The 15,286-nt window shown below is 43.7% G+C and carries 19 protein-coding genes and 2 pseudogenes; 7 read left to right on the top strand and 14 right to left on the bottom strand.

Going from position 1 to position 15,286, the window contains the following annotated elements; translation table 11 throughout:
* Nucleotides 1-494 precede the first annotated feature (494 nt).
* From purH to IM450_RS20790, 3 genes are all read right to left on the bottom strand, one after another.
* Nucleotides 495-2,030 carry a bifunctional phosphoribosylaminoimidazolecarboxamide formyltransferase/IMP cyclohydrolase gene (gene purH, locus IM450_RS20780; protein WP_287669392.1) on the bottom strand — a complete coding sequence of 512 codons (1,536 nt, stop codon included), beginning with the start codon at nucleotides 2,028-2,030 and terminating at the stop codon, nucleotides 495-497.
* Nucleotides 2,031-2,321: 291 nt separating this feature from the next.
* Nucleotides 2,322-3,038 (bottom strand): polysaccharide deacetylase family protein, encoded by a 717-nt coding sequence (locus IM450_RS20785; RefSeq protein WP_287669390.1) that lies wholly within the window; start codon nucleotides 3,036-3,038, stop codon nucleotides 2,322-2,324.
* Between the two features lie 210 nt (nucleotides 3,039-3,248).
* Nucleotides 3,249-4,325: an AI-2E family transporter gene (locus tag IM450_RS20790; protein ID WP_002803026.1), complete on the bottom strand. Its 1,077-nt coding sequence runs from the start codon at nucleotides 4,323-4,325 to the stop codon at nucleotides 3,249-3,251.
* A gap of 456 nt (nucleotides 4,326-4,781) precedes the next feature.
* Here IM450_RS20790 and IM450_RS20795 point away from each other — a divergent pair, with 456 nt between their 5' ends.
* The gene (locus IM450_RS20795) at nucleotides 4,782-5,549 is read left to right on the top strand and encodes an ABC transporter ATP-binding protein (RefSeq protein ID WP_287669387.1); all 768 of its coding nucleotides are present in this window, start codon (nucleotides 4,782-4,784) and stop codon (nucleotides 5,547-5,549) included.
* Nucleotides 5,550-5,800: 251 nt separating this feature from the next.
* On the opposite strand, the gene IM450_RS20800 is transcribed toward IM450_RS20795, so the two are convergent.
* From IM450_RS20800 to IM450_RS20830, 9 genes and pseudogenes are all read right to left on the bottom strand, one after another.
* Nucleotides 5,801-6,079, bottom strand: coding sequence for a hypothetical protein (locus tag IM450_RS20800; RefSeq protein ID WP_002803028.1), 279 nt, complete (start codon nucleotides 6,077-6,079; stop codon nucleotides 5,801-5,803).
* Nucleotides 6,076-6,258 (bottom strand): annotated as a pseudogene (locus IM450_RS22625) (hypothetical protein); the annotation flags it as partial. The pseudogene IM450_RS22625 and the gene IM450_RS20800, both read right to left, overlap by 4 nt.
* Before the next feature lie 3 nt (nucleotides 6,259-6,261).
* Nucleotides 6,262-6,500: pseudogene (locus IM450_RS22770) on the bottom strand (hypothetical protein); the annotation flags it as partial.
* Nucleotides 6,501-6,635: 135 nt separating this feature from the next.
* Complete coding sequence (locus IM450_RS20805) at nucleotides 6,636-6,914, bottom strand: YgiT-type zinc finger protein (RefSeq protein ID WP_002795314.1); 279 nt, start codon at nucleotides 6,912-6,914, stop codon at nucleotides 6,636-6,638.
* A complete protein-coding gene (locus IM450_RS20810) occupies nucleotides 6,853-7,170 on the bottom strand; it encodes a DUF4258 domain-containing protein (RefSeq protein WP_002755280.1) in 318 nt (105 codons plus the stop codon). Before IM450_RS20810 ends, IM450_RS20805 begins: the two co-directional genes overlap by 62 nt.
* A 1-nt stretch (nucleotide 7,171) precedes the next feature.
* On the bottom strand, nucleotides 7,172-7,387 hold the full coding sequence (locus IM450_RS20815; protein ID WP_002803030.1) for a hypothetical protein: 216 nt from the start codon (nucleotides 7,385-7,387) through the stop codon (nucleotides 7,172-7,174).
* Between the two features lie 16 nt (nucleotides 7,388-7,403).
* Complete coding sequence (locus tag IM450_RS20820) at nucleotides 7,404-7,853, bottom strand: PIN domain-containing protein (RefSeq protein ID WP_002803031.1); 450 nt, start codon at nucleotides 7,851-7,853, stop codon at nucleotides 7,404-7,406.
* A gap of 92 nt (nucleotides 7,854-7,945) precedes the next feature.
* A complete protein-coding gene (locus IM450_RS20825) occupies nucleotides 7,946-8,629 on the bottom strand; it encodes a PEP-CTERM sorting domain-containing protein (protein ID WP_287669382.1) in 684 nt (227 codons plus the stop codon).
* Between the two features lie 460 nt (nucleotides 8,630-9,089).
* A complete protein-coding gene (locus IM450_RS20830) occupies nucleotides 9,090-9,722 on the bottom strand; it encodes an HAD-IB family phosphatase (RefSeq protein WP_287669379.1) in 633 nt (210 codons plus the stop codon).
* A gap of 86 nt (nucleotides 9,723-9,808) precedes the next feature.
* Here IM450_RS20830 and IM450_RS20835 point away from each other — a divergent pair, with 86 nt between their 5' ends.
* Both IM450_RS20835 and IM450_RS20840 read left to right on the top strand, forming a co-directional pair.
* On the top strand, nucleotides 9,809-10,627 hold the full coding sequence (locus tag IM450_RS20835) for a carbon-nitrogen hydrolase family protein (protein ID WP_002803034.1): 819 nt from the start codon (nucleotides 9,809-9,811) through the stop codon (nucleotides 10,625-10,627).
* Nucleotides 10,628-11,226: 599 nt separating this feature from the next.
* A complete protein-coding gene (locus tag IM450_RS20840; protein WP_287669376.1) occupies nucleotides 11,227-11,847 on the top strand; it encodes a hypothetical protein in 621 nt (206 codons plus the stop codon).
* A 39-nt stretch (nucleotides 11,848-11,886) separates the two neighbouring features.
* Here IM450_RS20840 and IM450_RS20845 read toward each other — a convergent pair whose 3' ends face one another.
* Nucleotides 11,887-12,021, bottom strand: coding sequence for a hypothetical protein (locus IM450_RS20845; protein WP_256377584.1), 135 nt, complete (start codon nucleotides 12,019-12,021; stop codon nucleotides 11,887-11,889).
* Nucleotides 12,022-12,115: 94 nt separating this feature from the next.
* On the opposite strand from IM450_RS20845, the gene IM450_RS20850 reads away from it, so the two are divergent.
* Complete coding sequence (locus tag IM450_RS20850) at nucleotides 12,116-12,577, top strand: hypothetical protein (protein ID WP_272103834.1); 462 nt, start codon at nucleotides 12,116-12,118, stop codon at nucleotides 12,575-12,577.
* A gap of 18 nt (nucleotides 12,578-12,595) precedes the next feature.
* Nucleotides 12,596-12,802, top strand: a complete 207-nt coding sequence (locus IM450_RS20855; RefSeq protein WP_016517055.1) for a hypothetical protein — start codon at nucleotides 12,596-12,598, stop codon at nucleotides 12,800-12,802.
* Nucleotides 12,803-13,231: 429 nt separating this feature from the next.
* On the opposite strand, the gene IM450_RS20860 is transcribed toward IM450_RS20855, so the two are convergent.
* On the bottom strand, nucleotides 13,232-14,449 hold the full coding sequence (locus IM450_RS20860; RefSeq protein WP_287669373.1) for a CCA tRNA nucleotidyltransferase: 1,218 nt from the start codon (nucleotides 14,447-14,449) through the stop codon (nucleotides 13,232-13,234).
* Nucleotides 14,450-14,543: 94 nt separating this feature from the next.
* On the opposite strand from IM450_RS20860, the gene IM450_RS20865 reads away from it, so the two are divergent.
* Nucleotides 14,544-14,792: a Ycf34 family protein gene (locus IM450_RS20865; protein WP_002803039.1), complete on the top strand. Its 249-nt coding sequence runs from the start codon at nucleotides 14,544-14,546 to the stop codon at nucleotides 14,790-14,792.
* A 110-nt stretch (nucleotides 14,793-14,902) separates the two neighbouring features.
* Nucleotides 14,903-15,160 carry a hypothetical protein gene (locus IM450_RS20870; RefSeq protein WP_002793765.1) on the top strand — a complete coding sequence of 86 codons (258 nt, stop codon included), beginning with the start codon at nucleotides 14,903-14,905 and terminating at the stop codon, nucleotides 15,158-15,160.
* Nucleotides 15,161-15,286: the final 126 nt, after the last annotated feature.

Below are 15,286 nucleotides of genomic sequence, written 5' to 3' on the forward strand. Positions count from 1 at the left end.
AATGGGAGCAATCAGGGGAAGTAATTGACGTTATAATTAGCCATAGTTTTCCGTCAAAATTCGATTTTGTCTCTTAAAACCCTGATTAATCGGTTTTTAGAGCTAATTTTGACTCTTGGTCTAATCTGCCTGTCTTCCTTGGTGTGACTGGCTTATAAATTTTTGGAGATGTCTAATATCTTGTTGACAATTTTTCCTCTATATCCTAGTCCTGTAAGTGCTATTTTGGGTCATGCCTAAGGGCTAAAACGAAGCTTGTATTTTTTCAGGAGCAAATGCTTTCTGTGTGCGATAAGATTTACTCGCAAATCATTTCTGTTCTCCTTTTACTGCTGAAAATCATTACGAACCTGTACGCTATTTTCTTTGTTCCCAAAAAGCAGTTCATCCTCGCGCTTTTGGCAAATTTAAGACTATTGAGCCGGGAAATTAACCGATAATTAATAACTTGTTGGGGTGCGTTAATTTAAGCAGCAACACACCCTAACTTGGTATTAATGCAAGAAATGACGAATGCCTGTTAAGACCATAATTAAACCTAACTCATTAGCGGCATTAATCGAATCCTGATCTTTTAAAGAACCTCCTGGTTGAACAATTGCCTCGATACCAAACTTGGCCGCCGTGCGAATAGAATCATCAAAGGGAAAAAAGCCATCACTAGCCAAATAGCCACCTTTGGCCGCTTCCCCTGCTTGTTCAAGGGCAATTTTCGCCGAACCAACGCGATTCATTTGCCCTGCACCAACGCCTAAAGTAGTTTGATTTTTTGTCACCACAATAGCATTAGATTTAACGTGCTTAGATACTTTCCAAGCAAACAGTAATTCCGCTAATTGTGCGGCAGTGGGTTGTTTTTCTGTCACCACGCGCCACTCCTCCGGGGTTTCTACCACGTCATCGGCCGCTTGTACTAGAAAACCGCCAGCGATAACTTTTACTGTTTGTTTTTCTCCCGTGCTTAAATCCGGCAGCAATAAAATCCGCACTTTTGACTTTTTAGCGAGTATATCCCGGGCTTCGGGGCTACAATCGGGGGCAACCACGCATTCTAGGAAGGTTTTCGTTAATTCTTTAGCGGTTGCTTCATCTATGGCTTGATTTAGGGCAACAATACCCCCAAAAGCCGAGGTAGAATCGGCATGAAAAGCTTTAGTATAAGCTTCCACTAAGCTACCACCGATCGCCACCCCACAGGGATTATTGTGTTTCAAGATAGCGGCGGCTGGTTCTTCACCGCCGAATTCGGCGATTAAACGGCGGGCTGCTTCTAAATCGACTAAATTGTTATAACTTAGTTCTTTTCCCTGTAATAAGGTCGCTTTTACCCAACCGTGAGCCATTGTCCCGCTGCCGTACCAAGTGGCACTTTGGTGGGGATTTTCGCCGTAACGCAGGGTTTGTAGGGCATTTCCTGCCAAATGAAAGCGAGTCGTTTCCCCGTTTAAGCTGGCGAAATAGGCAGCGATCGCACCATCGTAGGCATTGGTTAAAGCGAAGGTTTCCCCCGCCATTTTTTGACGGAATTCCAGGGAAATTTCGCCGTTATTTTGCCGTAATTGGCTTAAATACTGCTCGTAATACTTCGGGTTACTGATGACAGTCAAATGGGCGAAATTTTTAGCTGAGGCGCGTAACATCGCCGGACCACCGATATCGATTTGTTCGATCGCCTGAGCGGTGGTAACTTCAGGATTAGCGATCGTCTGTTCAAAGGGATAGAGATTAACCACCACCAAATCAAAAGGACGAATTTGATTAGCCTCCATTTCCGCTAAATCTGACTCCCAATCCCGTCTAGCCAAAATACCGCCATGGATGCGAGGATGGAGAGTTTTCACCCTTCCGCCCAAGATTTCAGGAGAACCTGTGTATTCTCCCACTTTAACCACGGGAATTCCCGCCGATTGGAGCGTTTTGGCGGTTCCTCCACTGCTAATAATTTCAAAATCAAACTCTTCTGTTAGCTGACGGGCAAAGTCAACTATTCCGGTTTTGTCAGTCACGCTGATCAGCGCTAAACGTCCCATAGTAGTGATCTATAAGCAACAATTTCAGTATATCTCAGTCCTAACCCGTTAAAAATTAAAAAAAGTAGATTAGTAAATAATCAGCTGCTTCTATATTTTCGTCTCTCAAATAGCAACTTATGCCAAGAAAAAAATTGCAACTCCTCCTGGAAAGATTTAGTCTGACTTGTTAAAAAATACAGGATTTTTCAGGGTAACGAAGTCTATCTAGATTAGTGAAAACCTCTTGGCAACCCTTATCGCCAAATGTTGTCAGATTACCATCATCTTTTCTTATTCTTAAAATGTTACCTAACAACGTTTGTGATCAACTAATTGACTGAGAGTCACCACCTGATAACCTCGATCGTGTAATTTCGCTAATAAATTCTTCAGCACGATCGCCGTGTTTTCATCTCTTTCGGGAGACCCACCGTGAAGCACTAAAATCGCCCCGGGGAAAATAAATTGCGAGATATACCAAGTGGTAAATTGAGGGTGATTCGTTGCTTTTCCGGTATCTAAAGGGATCATGGAAGCGAGGGCAAATCGGGACTCGTAGCCGGGGAATTTCCCCAAAAACGAGCGCATAGATTGATTATAGAAGGCTTGACCGGGACGATACCAGCGCGGTGCAAGACCGGCAAGACGAGTTAAAATATCGTTAGCTTCCCGAAACTGACTAGCAAAAGCGTCGGCGGCCAGTTGACTGGTACGCAGATCTTGGGTGCCGTGATTAGCGATTTCGTGACCTTGGGCGATGAGGCTCTCAATCAAGGTGGAGTTCGGTTGTAGGTGTCCCGTGATCAGAAAAAAAGTCGCCTTGACGGCAGTTGCCGGGCTGGCTTTTTCTCGATTATGAGCGGCGATCGCTGCTAAAATGCGATCAGTGGATTTTCCTTCCGGATCGTTGGGAGTGGGTAGATCATCGATAGTAAGGGCGATAATTTTCTCTCCTGTCGGTTGATAGAAAATTGCCCCGGTCAAAAGTCGAGCGACGATCGAGATAATTAATTTGGCAATGCTCATTTGGGGGGTTAAGGGATGAGAGGAGAAGCAAAGATTAGCGATTACAGGCCAAAGATGATTTCTTTAGGAGATATTTCTGCATTTTGTTGAGTTTCTGCATAAGCCCCAAAACTGAGTCTAGCGACTCCGGGTAAAAATAAGGTAGTGGCCAGGGATGACAACTACCAAACCTGTGAGCCTTTTCAAGGTAAAAATTAGACATATCCGCCCTTAGATTGGCTGATCATGGCTATTTGCCACTGGTTCGGGGCTATCCTCAGCAATCCAAGCTCTGACTAACTCGTAGCAGAGACCGAGCAGAACCGGTCCGAGGAATAAACCGATAATCCCGTAGGCGATCACTCCCCCGAACACCCCCAACAGAATCACCACCATAGGAATGGGCAGACCGCGCCCCATTAAGATCGGTTTGAGGAAATTATCCACCAGGGTGGCGGGAATCATCCAGAGGGTAAATAATAGGGCGATGGAATGGGGTAGTGTTACCCAAGCGTGAATGAGCGCCCCCAAGACAATCAAACCGGGGCCAATTTGGAGAATGCCCAAAATTAGGGTGAGGAAAGTTAATAAACCGGCCGCAGGCGTTCCCACCGTCACTAAACCGATGCCGATCAAAAGACTCTGGATGATGGCAACGCCAATAATACCGCGGCTCACATTGCGGACGGTGGAGGCGGTAAGACTGGCCAGCGCGATTCCTCTACCCGGGGCAATCTTTTCCGCTAACCGGTTCATCGGGCGAGTCAGATTTTTAGCCGAGAGGGTGAGGGCCGCCGCAATCAGAATCGAGGCGATAAATTTCAGCACCGTCAGACCGGTACTGGTGGCCAGAGAAAGGGAGATTTTCCCCAGTTCTTTTAATTGTGGCTCGAAGCGTTGAAGAAATTGACCCGTGTTATCCGATGCCTGCTGCCAGAGACCGGCAATCCTTTCGCCAATCAGCGGCCAGGTGGCCACATCGGCGGGGGGAGGGGGAATCACCGCCGCACCAGTATCGATATATTCGGCCAGCGTTCGCAGATTACCCGCCAGAACCGCTGCAATGCCACTCACCGGACCGATAATAATCCCTAGACAAAGTAGGGTGAGGAGAACCGCGGCCAGTTTCGCCCGGCCAGCGAGCAGCTTTTTTAACCAGAGAAAGATCGGATACCAAGCGATCGCTAGAATTGCTCCCCAGAGGATCATGGTTAGGAAGGGACGCAGCAGGGTAAAACCAGCAAATAACAACAGGCCCAGAAAAAACAGCCGGATGACGAGATCGATAATTTTAGCGTCATTTTTCATCAATAGCGATCGCCTTTTGGCTAGATGAGGACATTTCTGCAATTATGGCAGTTTTTCGTTATGGGTAGTGATACTAAATCCTGTTTAGAAGGTATAGGGGAGTGGGAATTATGAATTATGAATTATGAATTATGAATTAGGGAGAGGGAAGACCACTTCGTGCGCGTTGCGGGGGGAGGTGGGGAGAGCGGAGCGGGGAGAAACAATTCATAACTTGGGAGTTAATCACACTATTAAAAACGGATTTGGTATGATTCGCTAGTAGTGGTGAGCCGTTTTGCTTATCTGGTCGGGATTGTGTAAAATGTTTCCCGACCCAAATAATTGCCCGATAAATCTTTAAAACTGATTCTTTCGGGGTAAATCTCCTGAGAAATATCTTTTTTTGGTCGGTGCAATGCTTACTTCCAACCGTCTTGATCGAGTAAAATCGACTAATTTAATCTGTTAACAAGGATGCCAGCAAATTTATTAGAAGTGCGGGGAGCCACCCGTCGATTTGGGGGATTAGTCGCCGTCGATGGGGTTTCCTTTCAGGTACAAAAAAACGAGATTTTTGGCTTAATTGGACCCAATGGGGCGGGAAAAACGACTTTATTTAATCTGATCACCGGTTTAATTCCCCTATCCAGTGGTGATTTAATTTATCAAGGCGATAGTCTGGCGAATTATCGTCCTCACCAGATCGCTCAGGCGGGAATTGCCCGTACTTTCCAGAATTTGCGCTTATTTGGCGAATTATCGGCTTTAGAAAATGTAGCGATCGCTGGTCACATTCACAATAGAGCCAATCTTTGGACAGGAATTTTGGGTTTACCAGTTTCGAGAAGGGAGGAGGAAAAAACCTATAAAAGAGCGGGGGAATTATTAGATTTAGTCGGATTAACCGACCAAAGCAACCGAAAAGCCCGTAATTTAGCCTATGGTGATCAAAGACGCTTGGAAATTGCCCGCGCTTTAGCTTTGCAACCCCAGTTATTACTCCTCGATGAACCGGCAGCCGGGATGAATCCCAGCGAAAAGGGGTCATTAAGTCAGCTAATTCGACAAATTCGCGATAATTTAGCTTTAACCGTCCTGTTAATCGAACATCATGTGCCTTTAGTGATGGGATTATGCGATCGCATTGCCGTGTTAGATTTCGGTAAGTTAATCGCTTTGGGAGATCCAGCCACAGTCAGGGAGAATCGCGCAGTGATTGAAGCTTATTTAGGGGATGAATAAGGATTTTAGATAATTACTCTTCAGGTTAATGGGAGATCAGTAGGTAGGCGTTAAAAATTATCAGACACCACCCTTATCAAGGGGGGACTAAGGGTAGGGTTGATTCATGAATCAACCCTACTATGAATCAACCCTAGTACTGAGGGGGGATCGAACCTAAAATCCATTTTTAATTTAATTATAACCAGCTACTTAACAATGATTATTTAATTACCAGAGATAGTCAAAAAAAGAGTTAAAGTTTCTCCCGATCAATATTTTGTCATAAGTACGGACGCACAATTATTTGTAGGATGGGTTAGCGGTAGCGTAACCCATGCTAACTCATCCAGTCGTTTAATTCCTTTAATCTTGTTAGCGCGTAACAACTCTCGACGCACCTCATAATCAGCAATTTCTGGAAGAATAACCCTAATACCTGCTTTAATTAGCGTTTGTAGCCAACAATTACAAGCTAGACTTTCAGGCGCTCGCTTAGGATTAGTAATTAAACCGATAATTCCCGTATCTAATAAAACTACTCTATTCACCAAGTTACTCCCTTTAAGTGAGCCGGAAATAAAGGACGCTCAGATAAACGATCTTGATCGAGTGCTTCGATTAAATATTCACCTGTTTCTTGTTGTTCCTGTTCATCTTCTTCATCAATCCAAGATTGAAGTAAATTAACCAGTTTGGTCTGTTTTTCTTGTTATAAAATAGTATCTTTAAGTAAGTAGCTCGTTATAATTAAATTAAAAATGGATTTTAGGTTCGATCCCCCCTGCTCCCCTTGATAAGGTAGGGTTGATTCATGAATCAACCCTACCCTTGATAAGGGTGGTGTCTGATAATTTTTAACGCCTACCTACTTAGCTTGAGGACATAATCTTCTAGAGAAAGACCTTTCTCCCTCGCTTTTTGGCTGAGATATTGTTTGATTTCCGATGTTAAATTAAGAGTTAGTGGCATAGGCTTGACTTGAATCAATTTATCGTGTCTTTAACTATTATAAACAAAAAAGCGATCACAATCTACAAATATAGCGCAATCGCCCCTAATTTAAGACTTCAATTGTTGCTCGATTTGCCAGTTTTCTATTAAACACTAACTAGCAAAGTCAAATACTGGTGTTTCAATTACCCGTTTTGGTCGCTTATTTTCCCAGACAATTTCCTGCAAGCGTTCGACAGTTTCTGGTGCAAAAAAACGCTCTCCCGTTTCTACACAGACTCTAGCGGGGACATTTTCTATAATAAAAAAATTGCCATTGATTTCAAGGGTATAGGTAACTTCTTGTTCAATTAAGGTTTCTTGTCTAGAATTAGTTGACATCTGGTGTTCTCCTTGATTTAAAATCAATCCATAAATTTGGATCGGGTTCATATAGGGTAATAATTTTGAGCAAAGGGCGAGAGGGATAGCTACAATGAATGTGTAAGGCTCTATTAATTAGAGTAAATCCCAAAAGTAAACAGCTTGCACCATACTTATCAGCCGGATAATCTTCAATAATTTCGCTTTGTTCCATCGCCTCCCGTAATTCTTGAACACTGATCTGACGCAGGATACTTTGATTGACAGCGTGTTGAGAAAATTCCAATTGGTTTTGTCTAACTTTTTGACGAATTTCCTCAATCATTTCAGTGATAGCCGCCTTTAATTTGATCGTAAATATCCTTCGCTGTCATTTCGCCAAATAACTGATCTTTAATTTCTAAATAATTTAGAGGTTGGGATGCTGTTTCTCTTAGAAAGAAAGCCGCTTTAGCAATTCCCAATCTCTCTACAAGAGCTTTAACTCCCTCTTTTCTAATTTCCTCAATCTCAGGAATCGTCAAATCTGTTGGAACTTTCATAGTAATTTTTCTCAATTCAAGCGTTGAAAATAATGGCGACAAACTCCACAGGAGTTTTAACAGCAAGAGTGCCACTGTATTTTTTAATCATTCGATCGTCGCAGGTAATGAAGTAGTCTGCTTCTATAGCTTCGGCACAAGCAATATGCAAAGCATCTACTCCTTTAATTTTAGCAGAGGTTTCGATTTGCTGCGATCTTGCTAAGACCTCTTCCGTAATCAGTTGAAAGTGCCTAGCTTGTTGCAGGACTAGCTCGACAAAAGTGCGGCGGTCGCTGTAAGGATTTCGCTGGGTTTCATATACTAGCGCATCAGAAGAGACAATTTCTATTGCTTCATTCTCCACCAGCAGGAAAATTAATTGCATCGAGATTGACTCCAAATAGATTCTGGCTTGAGTCTGATCGTCAAAGATTCGGTTGAGAACACTCGTATCAAGATAGACTTTCAATTTTACTTTAGTCATTCACACTTCTACTATTATAACCCAAAAAAAGCGATCGCCCTCTATCAATAGAGCGCGATCACTGGCAATTTAAGGCTAGATTTACCAGTTTTTTATTTTAATTTGCGCTTCAAGGCTGCACCCGCACCAAGAACACCAATGGCGAGTAAACCTAAGACTGAAGCAGGTTCGGGAACAGGCTTAGCCAAGCGAAGCTGTCCTACGGCAAAATCTACGCTACTGGAAACTGTGATTTTGTCAATCAAATCTCCGCCTGTGCCGTAGAAGCCAAAGTACTTGGCTCCCGCATTACCATCTACAGGTTGTGTCAGACTTGTCGTAGTGCCATTCTGAGCAGTTACAGTAATATTGAAGATGTTGAATGGTTCTGGCTCCACATACAGGTCAAAAGCGGCAATACTAGCGGGCAGGTCAATCTGAATCGATGTTGCACCGTTGGAATAATACACCTCTCCCGTGTAGCCGTGACTCCAGCTTGTCCAACCACTACCAATCTTTCGGTAATTTACACTTGGAGTGAAAGTTAAATTACCTAAAGGCGAGGATAGAGTTGTAACATTTGTGAACGCTGCTAAGCTAGGATCGGGAACAGTAACCATGTTAAAACCTAAATTGGTTAGCGTGTTCGTCCCCGGTGAAACCCATGAATTGCTATCATCCAAAGCAACAATGGCTGCATTGGCAGCAGTTGTATGGGCAAAGGTGACTCCTAGAGCTACAAAGGTAGCTCCCGCAGCAGTCATTGACAGTTTTTTAATTGTAGTCAAAGTTTTCATGTTCGGAAAATTTCCTCAAAACAAATAAACAAACAAATGTTCTGACTGCCCTTTAAAGGAGAAAATCTCAAATTAAGCGACATTGGCAAGGGAGAAAAATTGGTTTTTTCAAAATTGCCAATCACTAAATTTTAAGCTAGTTCCTCAATGACAAGACAGAGCAACAACGGGATTCTACCCCCCCCCCCCCCCCGATTTTGTCAAGTGTAAACCAACACAAATTTACAAAAATTTATAATTATTGTTACCCTTAAGAGTAGGGTAGTAAATCTCAATTTGGTCGAAATATCTATATTACAGGGCGCACGCAGTTCGATAAACTCACTGACCACAGTGCGCTCCTACCATTGGCGCAATAATATTATTGTAGGGGCGAATTGCATTCGCCCTCTTTGATCCCCCCTTAATCCAAGGAGGGTATCTGACAATTTTTAACCCCTACCTAATTAACAGCCAATCCCTAATCTCTCAATAACAGATATTCGCGAATCTCAAAAAAGTTATCCCAAGGAATATAGGGGTGATTTTCCGCTTGCAGATAATCGATTAAACGATCCCTAGCAAAAACTAGATCGGCCTTTCTAGCCATGGTAATATCGGTGACAGAATCACCGATCGCAATAGTTTCTACTCCTGAATATTTGGCCATAATCAAGGCTTTAGCCACTAATTCTGTCTCATTTTCCCAATCGGAGTGAACTTGCAGATATTCCCCTTGAGTATGAAGATTGACCCCATAAATTGCCGTCACCTTATCTAATAGTCCCTCCCGTTTTAAGACCGTTTCAATCATGCCTTGGATACCACCGGAGATAATAATAAAAGGGATGGATTGCTCCTGTAAAAAAGCGAGAAATTCAGCTAATCCAGGACGAATTGGCTTGCTTTCGGCATAGGCGATAATATCGGCGTACTTTTGGCTCGGTATCGACTCTAGCAGTTGACGGACACCCCGGCGCAGACTGAGAGTACGGGCGTACATTTGGGGCATAATTTGGGCCGATAAATCGGGGGCGAATTCTTTGAGCATACCCGCAAAAGTCTCCACGGCGGTGATAGTGCCATCAAAGTCACAGAAAACAATTTTACTCATGGGGTGACAAAATATCTGAAATTGGATATAATCGAAGGTTATGATTAATTTTACAGAGATTATCTGACTCTAGAGCTTCAACCCCCATGAAATCCTATCTCGCCGCCGCCATTCAAATGACCAGTCAGCCGGATTTAGAGAAAAATCTCGCTGCCGCTGAAGAGTTGATCGAACTTGCCGTGGGTAAAGGGGCGGAATTAATCGGTTTACCAGAAAATTTCGCTTTTATGGGGGCAGAAAGCGATAAAATCGCCCAGGCCGAGACTATTGCCCGAAAAGCCGATAAATTCCTCCGCACCATGGCCCAACGGTTTCAAGTGACTATTTTAGGGGGTGGTTTTCCCGTGCCGGTGACGGGTATTCCCGATAAGGCTTATAATACCGCTATTTTAGTTGATGCCAACGGTGCGGAATTAGCCCGTTATCAAAAAGTCCATCTCTTTGATGTCAATGTCCCGGACGGTAACACCTATCAGGAATCGAGTACAGTCATGGCAGGAATCGATTTACCGCCGATTTATGGCTCCGATAGCTTGGGCAAAATTGGCCTCTCGATTTGCTATGATGTGCGTTTTCCCGAACTCTATCGCTATTTATCGCGGCAAGGAGCCGATGTTTTATTTGTACCTGCGGCGTTTACAGCTTTTACAGGGAAAGATCATTGGAAAGTTTTGTTACAAGCGCGAGCGATCGAGAATACTTGTTATATAATAGCTCCTGCTCAAACGGGCAATAATTACGAACGCCGTTACACCCACGGTCACGCTATGATTATCGATCCTTGGGGTGTGGTTTTAGCCGATGCGGGGGAAGAAGCGGGAGTGGCAATTGCCGAAATTAATCCCCAACGTCTGCAACAAGTGCGACGACAAATGCCTTCCCTACAGCATCGTGTTTTTGTTTAAAATTCGATTCGACAATTTTAACGCCTAATTTTGGGATTTAACTCGGTTTTTTCGAGTAACATTGCTCCCTGATAACAAGGGTCGAATCTAAAACCTAATTAGTTAAGCTAAAAGCTTTGATGTACTGAGTTTCTAACCTTCTTTGCCAGATTCTCAGGGTAAGCTCATCTAATAAGGATTTAGTCCATTTATGCCCCCCTATCGAACCATACCAAGTAACGAAGAACTAGGTAAAAATATCCGTAAACTTTATTAACAATCTTCCTTGAAAATGTCTTGACTATCGCACCCCGAATCAGGGACTATATGAAGATGTAGCGTTTCTCGTCAAGGTGAATTGTAAATTAAACCTTGCCGAAGTAAGAATTCTCAGTTGCGAAAACATACCTCATATATCCGAGAAACGCTGTAGAGCAGACAGGGATGCAATTCAGACTTGAATTGGCGAAATTCAAGTCTTGACTCTATTTATTGTCAACTTCAGTCCAAAAATACTCTGATGGTTGGACAAATATGCTCTCTGGACTTGTTCTAACAAGATTCCGGGCTAAATGAGAAATAATCCCATTTAGCTTCTCTAGACCGTTAAGGAGAAACCGATGTCATCTTATACCACAGAATCAGAAAAAATTGATTTTCCGAAAACCCTAGATATAGCCACCGTTTGCGTCTATGGGCTAGGAATCCTCTCGGCGGGCCTATTTTTATTTCTGCCCTTCGTCAACCTGCTGCATCCGAGTCCGTGGCAGCGATGGCTAGGCACAATTCACGGTTTTGGTTCCCTATTAGCCCTAGTCGTGATTGTTTACGCTGGTCATCTCGCTTTTCCCCTGCTCAGAGGTTCTGGCAAAATTTTGCAGCAAATGCGAACCCTCACCTTCTGGTCCACCGTCCTCGCTTTTTTGGCGATCGCCACTGGCAATTTAGCCTATATGCGCTATCGGGCCGGTTTAGAGTTTGGCGGTGCGCGGGCATGGCTAAAGGAAAATTCGCCCCTCGGTCAATACGTCCTCATGGAATACCACGAATTCAGCGTCCTTTTTACCCTACCCCTAGGCGTGGCCTGCACTTGGATTCTCTGGAAATACGGCGACTCAATCCTAGACAAAGCTAATCGACCGGTGTTAACGGTCACTTGCATTGCCCTGATGGCGATGATGTTTTTTGCCATGGGTGGACTCGTTAGCGGCCTCGGTGTTGCCAAAATTCACGCCCTTTAACCCATTATTTAGCTATTTTACCTCAAAAGTGAACAAAATTCAACTTTTGCTCGTTTTAGCTACGGTTTTCGGGTTATCTATCGCCGCTCCCGTCCTAGGGGGTGTAAACTTAGCCCCGATGGTACGGATACGAGGGCGGCCAGCATTAGCAACCAAAGTCAAATCGTCGGTCATTTCCCTACTGCTGGTAATACGGTTGGGGACTTTTAGCGGTGGGACTTTTCGGTTTTAGACACTTACGAACTCTGAAAAAATAGGAACAAATCTGATGACTCAACGTTACGTCGATAGTCCTTGGTATGGAAAAATCTGGGCTTTTTTAAAACAATTTCCCCAAGGTTTAGCCGAAGGTGCCAAACGTTCCCCCGCCACTTCTGGCCCGGCAGCGGCGGCGATTATTAGTGCTGGTATTGGCTGTTTTTTAATGATGGTTGCTCACCATTTTTCCGATGCAGACCATTCAAAAACCGTAGAAACTTTCCTTTGGAATTTGGGCAGTTGGATACCTGGCAGTAAAAATCCTAGCAAAATGTGGGGCAATATCGGCAGTTATACCGGCAAAGAAACGATGTTATTAATTGGCTGGTTGATCAGTTGGCCGATACTGCATTATCTTTGGAAAGATCGCCAGATAAAAGCTAAGACCATTCTCTTTTGGTTTTTTGCCCTCATGATTGCCGCCACGGCCATGTCATGGCATCCACTATTTCCCTATTTACCTTTAACTTAAAGCCTAGGAGGTGACAAAATGAACGCTCAAGTTAGAAAGTTTTCCTCGCGTAAAATGCACGATATCGTCTGGATATTAGTGGGACTTTTTGGTTTATTTGCCATTACTTTTCCCCTAGCCATGTGGCGAGTGAGCAATATGGAAAAGTTTCAAGGTTCTCATGTGAAATCTTTAGTCGTAGAAGGAGAAAACGCTCCCCAATCTTCACAGCTTAAAACTAAATAAATCTGAGTTTTGGATAATCTGAGTTTTGGATAAGTCGAAACCCTGAGACTCAATCCGAATCTAAAACTCTGATTAACAGACAAAACTCTCCAAACTGTGAACAATTGCTAAGTAGGTAGGCATTAAAAATTATCAGATGCCCCCCTTATCAAGGGGGGATTAAGGGGGGATCGACACCCCCCTTATCAAGGGGGGATTAAGGGGGGATCGACACCCCCCTTATTAAGGGGGGATTAAGGGGGGATCGGCACCCCCCTTATTAAGGGGGGATTAAGGGGGGATCGACACCCCCCTTATCAAGGGGGGCAGGGGGGATCGGCACCCCCCTTATCAAGGGTAGATCCCCCCGCCTATCGGCACCCCCCTTATCAAGGGGGGCAGGGGGGATCGAACCTAAAATCCATTTTTAATTTAATTATAACCAACCACTTATAATAACTTTTTAGCAAAATCGATCGCCTCCTGAAAAACTGTCACTTTGCCCTCAATTTGGGCAATTTGTACCTCGGTTAATAACTTACCGATAATCGGACTAGGTTTCAGGTGTAAATGGTTAATTAAATCATCGCCCCTTAATAAAGGTCGGGGATGGGCGATAATATTATCGGGATCGAGATAGGAAGTCAACAGAGAAGCGACGATATTTTTGTTAATCCCCATTGATAAAGCAAAAAGAGCAAAGACAGGAAATACTTTTCCCGTATTTAGATAAATAAAATACTGTTCCCGCAGACTTAAATTATCTGCCTCCTTGAGAGGAGGTAAACACTTAATCACCGTGATTACCGTGCGAATTTCCCCCCTGGAATACTTGAGATCGATTAACTCTTTTTCCGCTTCTGCTAAAACATCCGATACCAATAGGGCCAATTTTGTCAACTGTAACTGAGAAGGGGAAAAGATAAAGTTTTCCGGTAACAAAGATTCTAAAAATCCCGCTGCCGCTTCCACCCCCATAACTCGCTCCATTTTTGCGGGGGTAATCCGACGCAACCAGAGAGATAATAAGCCATCTTCCCAGGCACTTTTTAGCCATTTATTGCCACGGGAATTGAGCAAAAGGTAATTCAACTCGGATTGTACCCTTTCGGCGGCTACACGGTGCAATAAAGGGGCAAGAGAACGAATAGTTGCACGGGTATGGGGTTCGATCTCAAAGTCCAATTGAGCCGCTTGTCGATAGGCCCTTAATAATCTTAGGGGATCATCCTGAAGATTTTCGCGGGAAATCATCCGCAGGGATTGGCAGCCTAAATCTTTTAATCCCCCTAAAGGATCGAAAATTTCTTGGGTGTGGAGATTATAAGCGAGAGCATTAACGGTGAAATCCCGTCTTTTTAGGTCTATTTCTAGAGATTCTCCCTCCTGTTGCGCGAAATCAAGAGTCCCCTGGGGAAAAACGACGCGAGCAATTTGACGAACGGCATCTAAAACCACAAAACCGGCCTTATACTGATGGGCAATAGTTTGAGCAATTTCGATCGCTTTTTCGGGAACCACAAAATCTAGGTCAATATAGTCTTTCTGACGGTTTAATAAAGCGTCTCGCACAGCACCACCGACTAAATAAGCATTTTCTGGCAATTCTTGCTGATTAATCGCAAAAACTTCTTTAACTAAACTATCTAGGTTTTTTTGACAAGACATCGAGAAGATAAATTTACAAAAATATAATTTTGACCGGCCCCATTTGGGGAGAGACTGAGCTAGATTAACGGAAAAGACTTATAGAGTTAAACCTATGTGTATTTGTATTAACTGCTATTTTGTTGATCGCTGTCTCACCTATCATGCCGTAGAAACACAACATCAAGAACCTCATCTCACCGAGACACCGGACTTTGAAGCGAAGAACCCTTCTATTAACGTTAACATTCGCACCAAAGAAGATTATATCGAAATGGAGTGGGATGTGGTGGGTTGTGAAAGCTTTTTGCGCGAAACCGGTAAATGGTCTAGTTTGCGGCCAGGTGAACCAATTCCCACCTAAAACACCTGAACTACCCATACATATCTACTACAAGAGCCGAAAGTTAATCCACAAATATGTCTTGGACAGCCAACGATTCGAGGAATGCGTAATTTAAGAGCGAGGTATTTATGGATAAAGAAGAAGAACTACTTGAACAATGGCGAGAATTGACCCCGGAAAAGCAACAAAAAGTTTGGCAATTTGTTCAAATACTTAAATCTGAGTCACAAACAACACCAGAAGCTAAATTTATTCCCCAAACACCATTAAGCAAAAAGTTATGGGAAATCCGACATCGGGCGATCGCAGCTGGATTGCAACTGCTCAATGAAGAGGAGATAGAACAAGAACTTGCTGCACGTCGAGGAGGGTGCAGTGAGTCATGAAATTGCTGGCACTTACGGTTTAGCGGCGATGGATGCACTTCATGTTGCTGCTGCGCTGCAAATTCAAGCTGATGAACTAATCACCACCGAAAAGCCAACCAAACCAATGCACCGAGTCAGGGAAAT

This window comes from Microcystis sp. M083S1, assembly GCF_020246405.1.
Lineage (GTDB): Bacteria > Cyanobacteriota > Cyanobacteriia > Cyanobacteriales > Microcystaceae > Microcystis > Microcystis aeruginosa_C.

What these genes read in the sequence shown, in the direction of transcription:
- purH (WP_287669392.1), bottom strand. Translation starts at nt 2,030, where the DNA reads ATGGGACGTTTAGCGCTGATCAGCGTGACTGACAAAACCGGAATAGTT.
- IM450_RS20785 (WP_287669390.1), bottom strand. Translation starts at nt 3,038, where the DNA reads ATGAGCATTGCCAAATTAATTATCTCGATCGTCGCTCGACTTTTGACC.
- IM450_RS20790 (WP_002803026.1), bottom strand. Translation starts at nt 4,325, where the DNA reads ATGAAAAATGACGCTAAAATTATCGATCTCGTCATCCGGCTGTTTTTT.
- IM450_RS20795 (WP_287669387.1), top strand. Translation starts at nt 4,782, where the DNA reads ATGCCAGCAAATTTATTAGAAGTGCGGGGAGCCACCCGTCGATTTGGG.
- IM450_RS20805 (WP_002795314.1), bottom strand. Translation starts at nt 6,914, where the DNA reads ATGAACCCGATCCAAATTTATGGATTGATTTTAAATCAAGGAGAACAC.
- IM450_RS20810 (WP_002755280.1), bottom strand. Translation starts at nt 7,170, where the DNA reads ATGATTGAGGAAATTCGTCAAAAAGTTAGACAAAACCAATTGGAATTT.
- IM450_RS20815 (WP_002803030.1), bottom strand. Translation starts at nt 7,387, where the DNA reads ATGAAAGTTCCAACAGATTTGACGATTCCTGAGATTGAGGAAATTAGA.
- IM450_RS20820 (WP_002803031.1), bottom strand. Translation starts at nt 7,853, where the DNA reads ATGACTAAAGTAAAATTGAAAGTCTATCTTGATACGAGTGTTCTCAAC.
- IM450_RS20825 (WP_287669382.1), bottom strand. Translation starts at nt 8,629, where the DNA reads ATGAAAACTTTGACTACAATTAAAAAACTGTCAATGACTGCTGCGGGA.
- IM450_RS20830 (WP_287669379.1), bottom strand. Translation starts at nt 9,722, where the DNA reads ATGAGTAAAATTGTTTTCTGTGACTTTGATGGCACTATCACCGCCGTG.
- IM450_RS20835 (WP_002803034.1), top strand. Translation starts at nt 9,809, where the DNA reads ATGAAATCCTATCTCGCCGCCGCCATTCAAATGACCAGTCAGCCGGAT.
- IM450_RS20840 (WP_287669376.1), top strand. Translation starts at nt 11,227, where the DNA reads ATGTCATCTTATACCACAGAATCAGAAAAAATTGATTTTCCGAAAACC.
- IM450_RS20845 (WP_256377584.1), bottom strand. Translation starts at nt 12,021, where the DNA reads ATGACCGACGATTTGACTTTGGTTGCTAATGCTGGCCGCCCTCGTATC.
- IM450_RS20850 (WP_272103834.1), top strand. Translation starts at nt 12,116, where the DNA reads ATGACTCAACGTTACGTCGATAGTCCTTGGTATGGAAAAATCTGGGCT.
- IM450_RS20855 (WP_016517055.1), top strand. Translation starts at nt 12,596, where the DNA reads ATGAACGCTCAAGTTAGAAAGTTTTCCTCGCGTAAAATGCACGATATC.
- IM450_RS20860 (WP_287669373.1), bottom strand. Translation starts at nt 14,449, where the DNA reads ATGTCTTGTCAAAAAAACCTAGATAGTTTAGTTAAAGAAGTTTTTGCG.
- IM450_RS20865 (WP_002803039.1), top strand. Translation starts at nt 14,544, where the DNA reads ATGTGTATTTGTATTAACTGCTATTTTGTTGATCGCTGTCTCACCTAT.
- IM450_RS20870 (WP_002793765.1), top strand. Translation starts at nt 14,903, where the DNA reads ATGGATAAAGAAGAAGAACTACTTGAACAATGGCGAGAATTGACCCCG.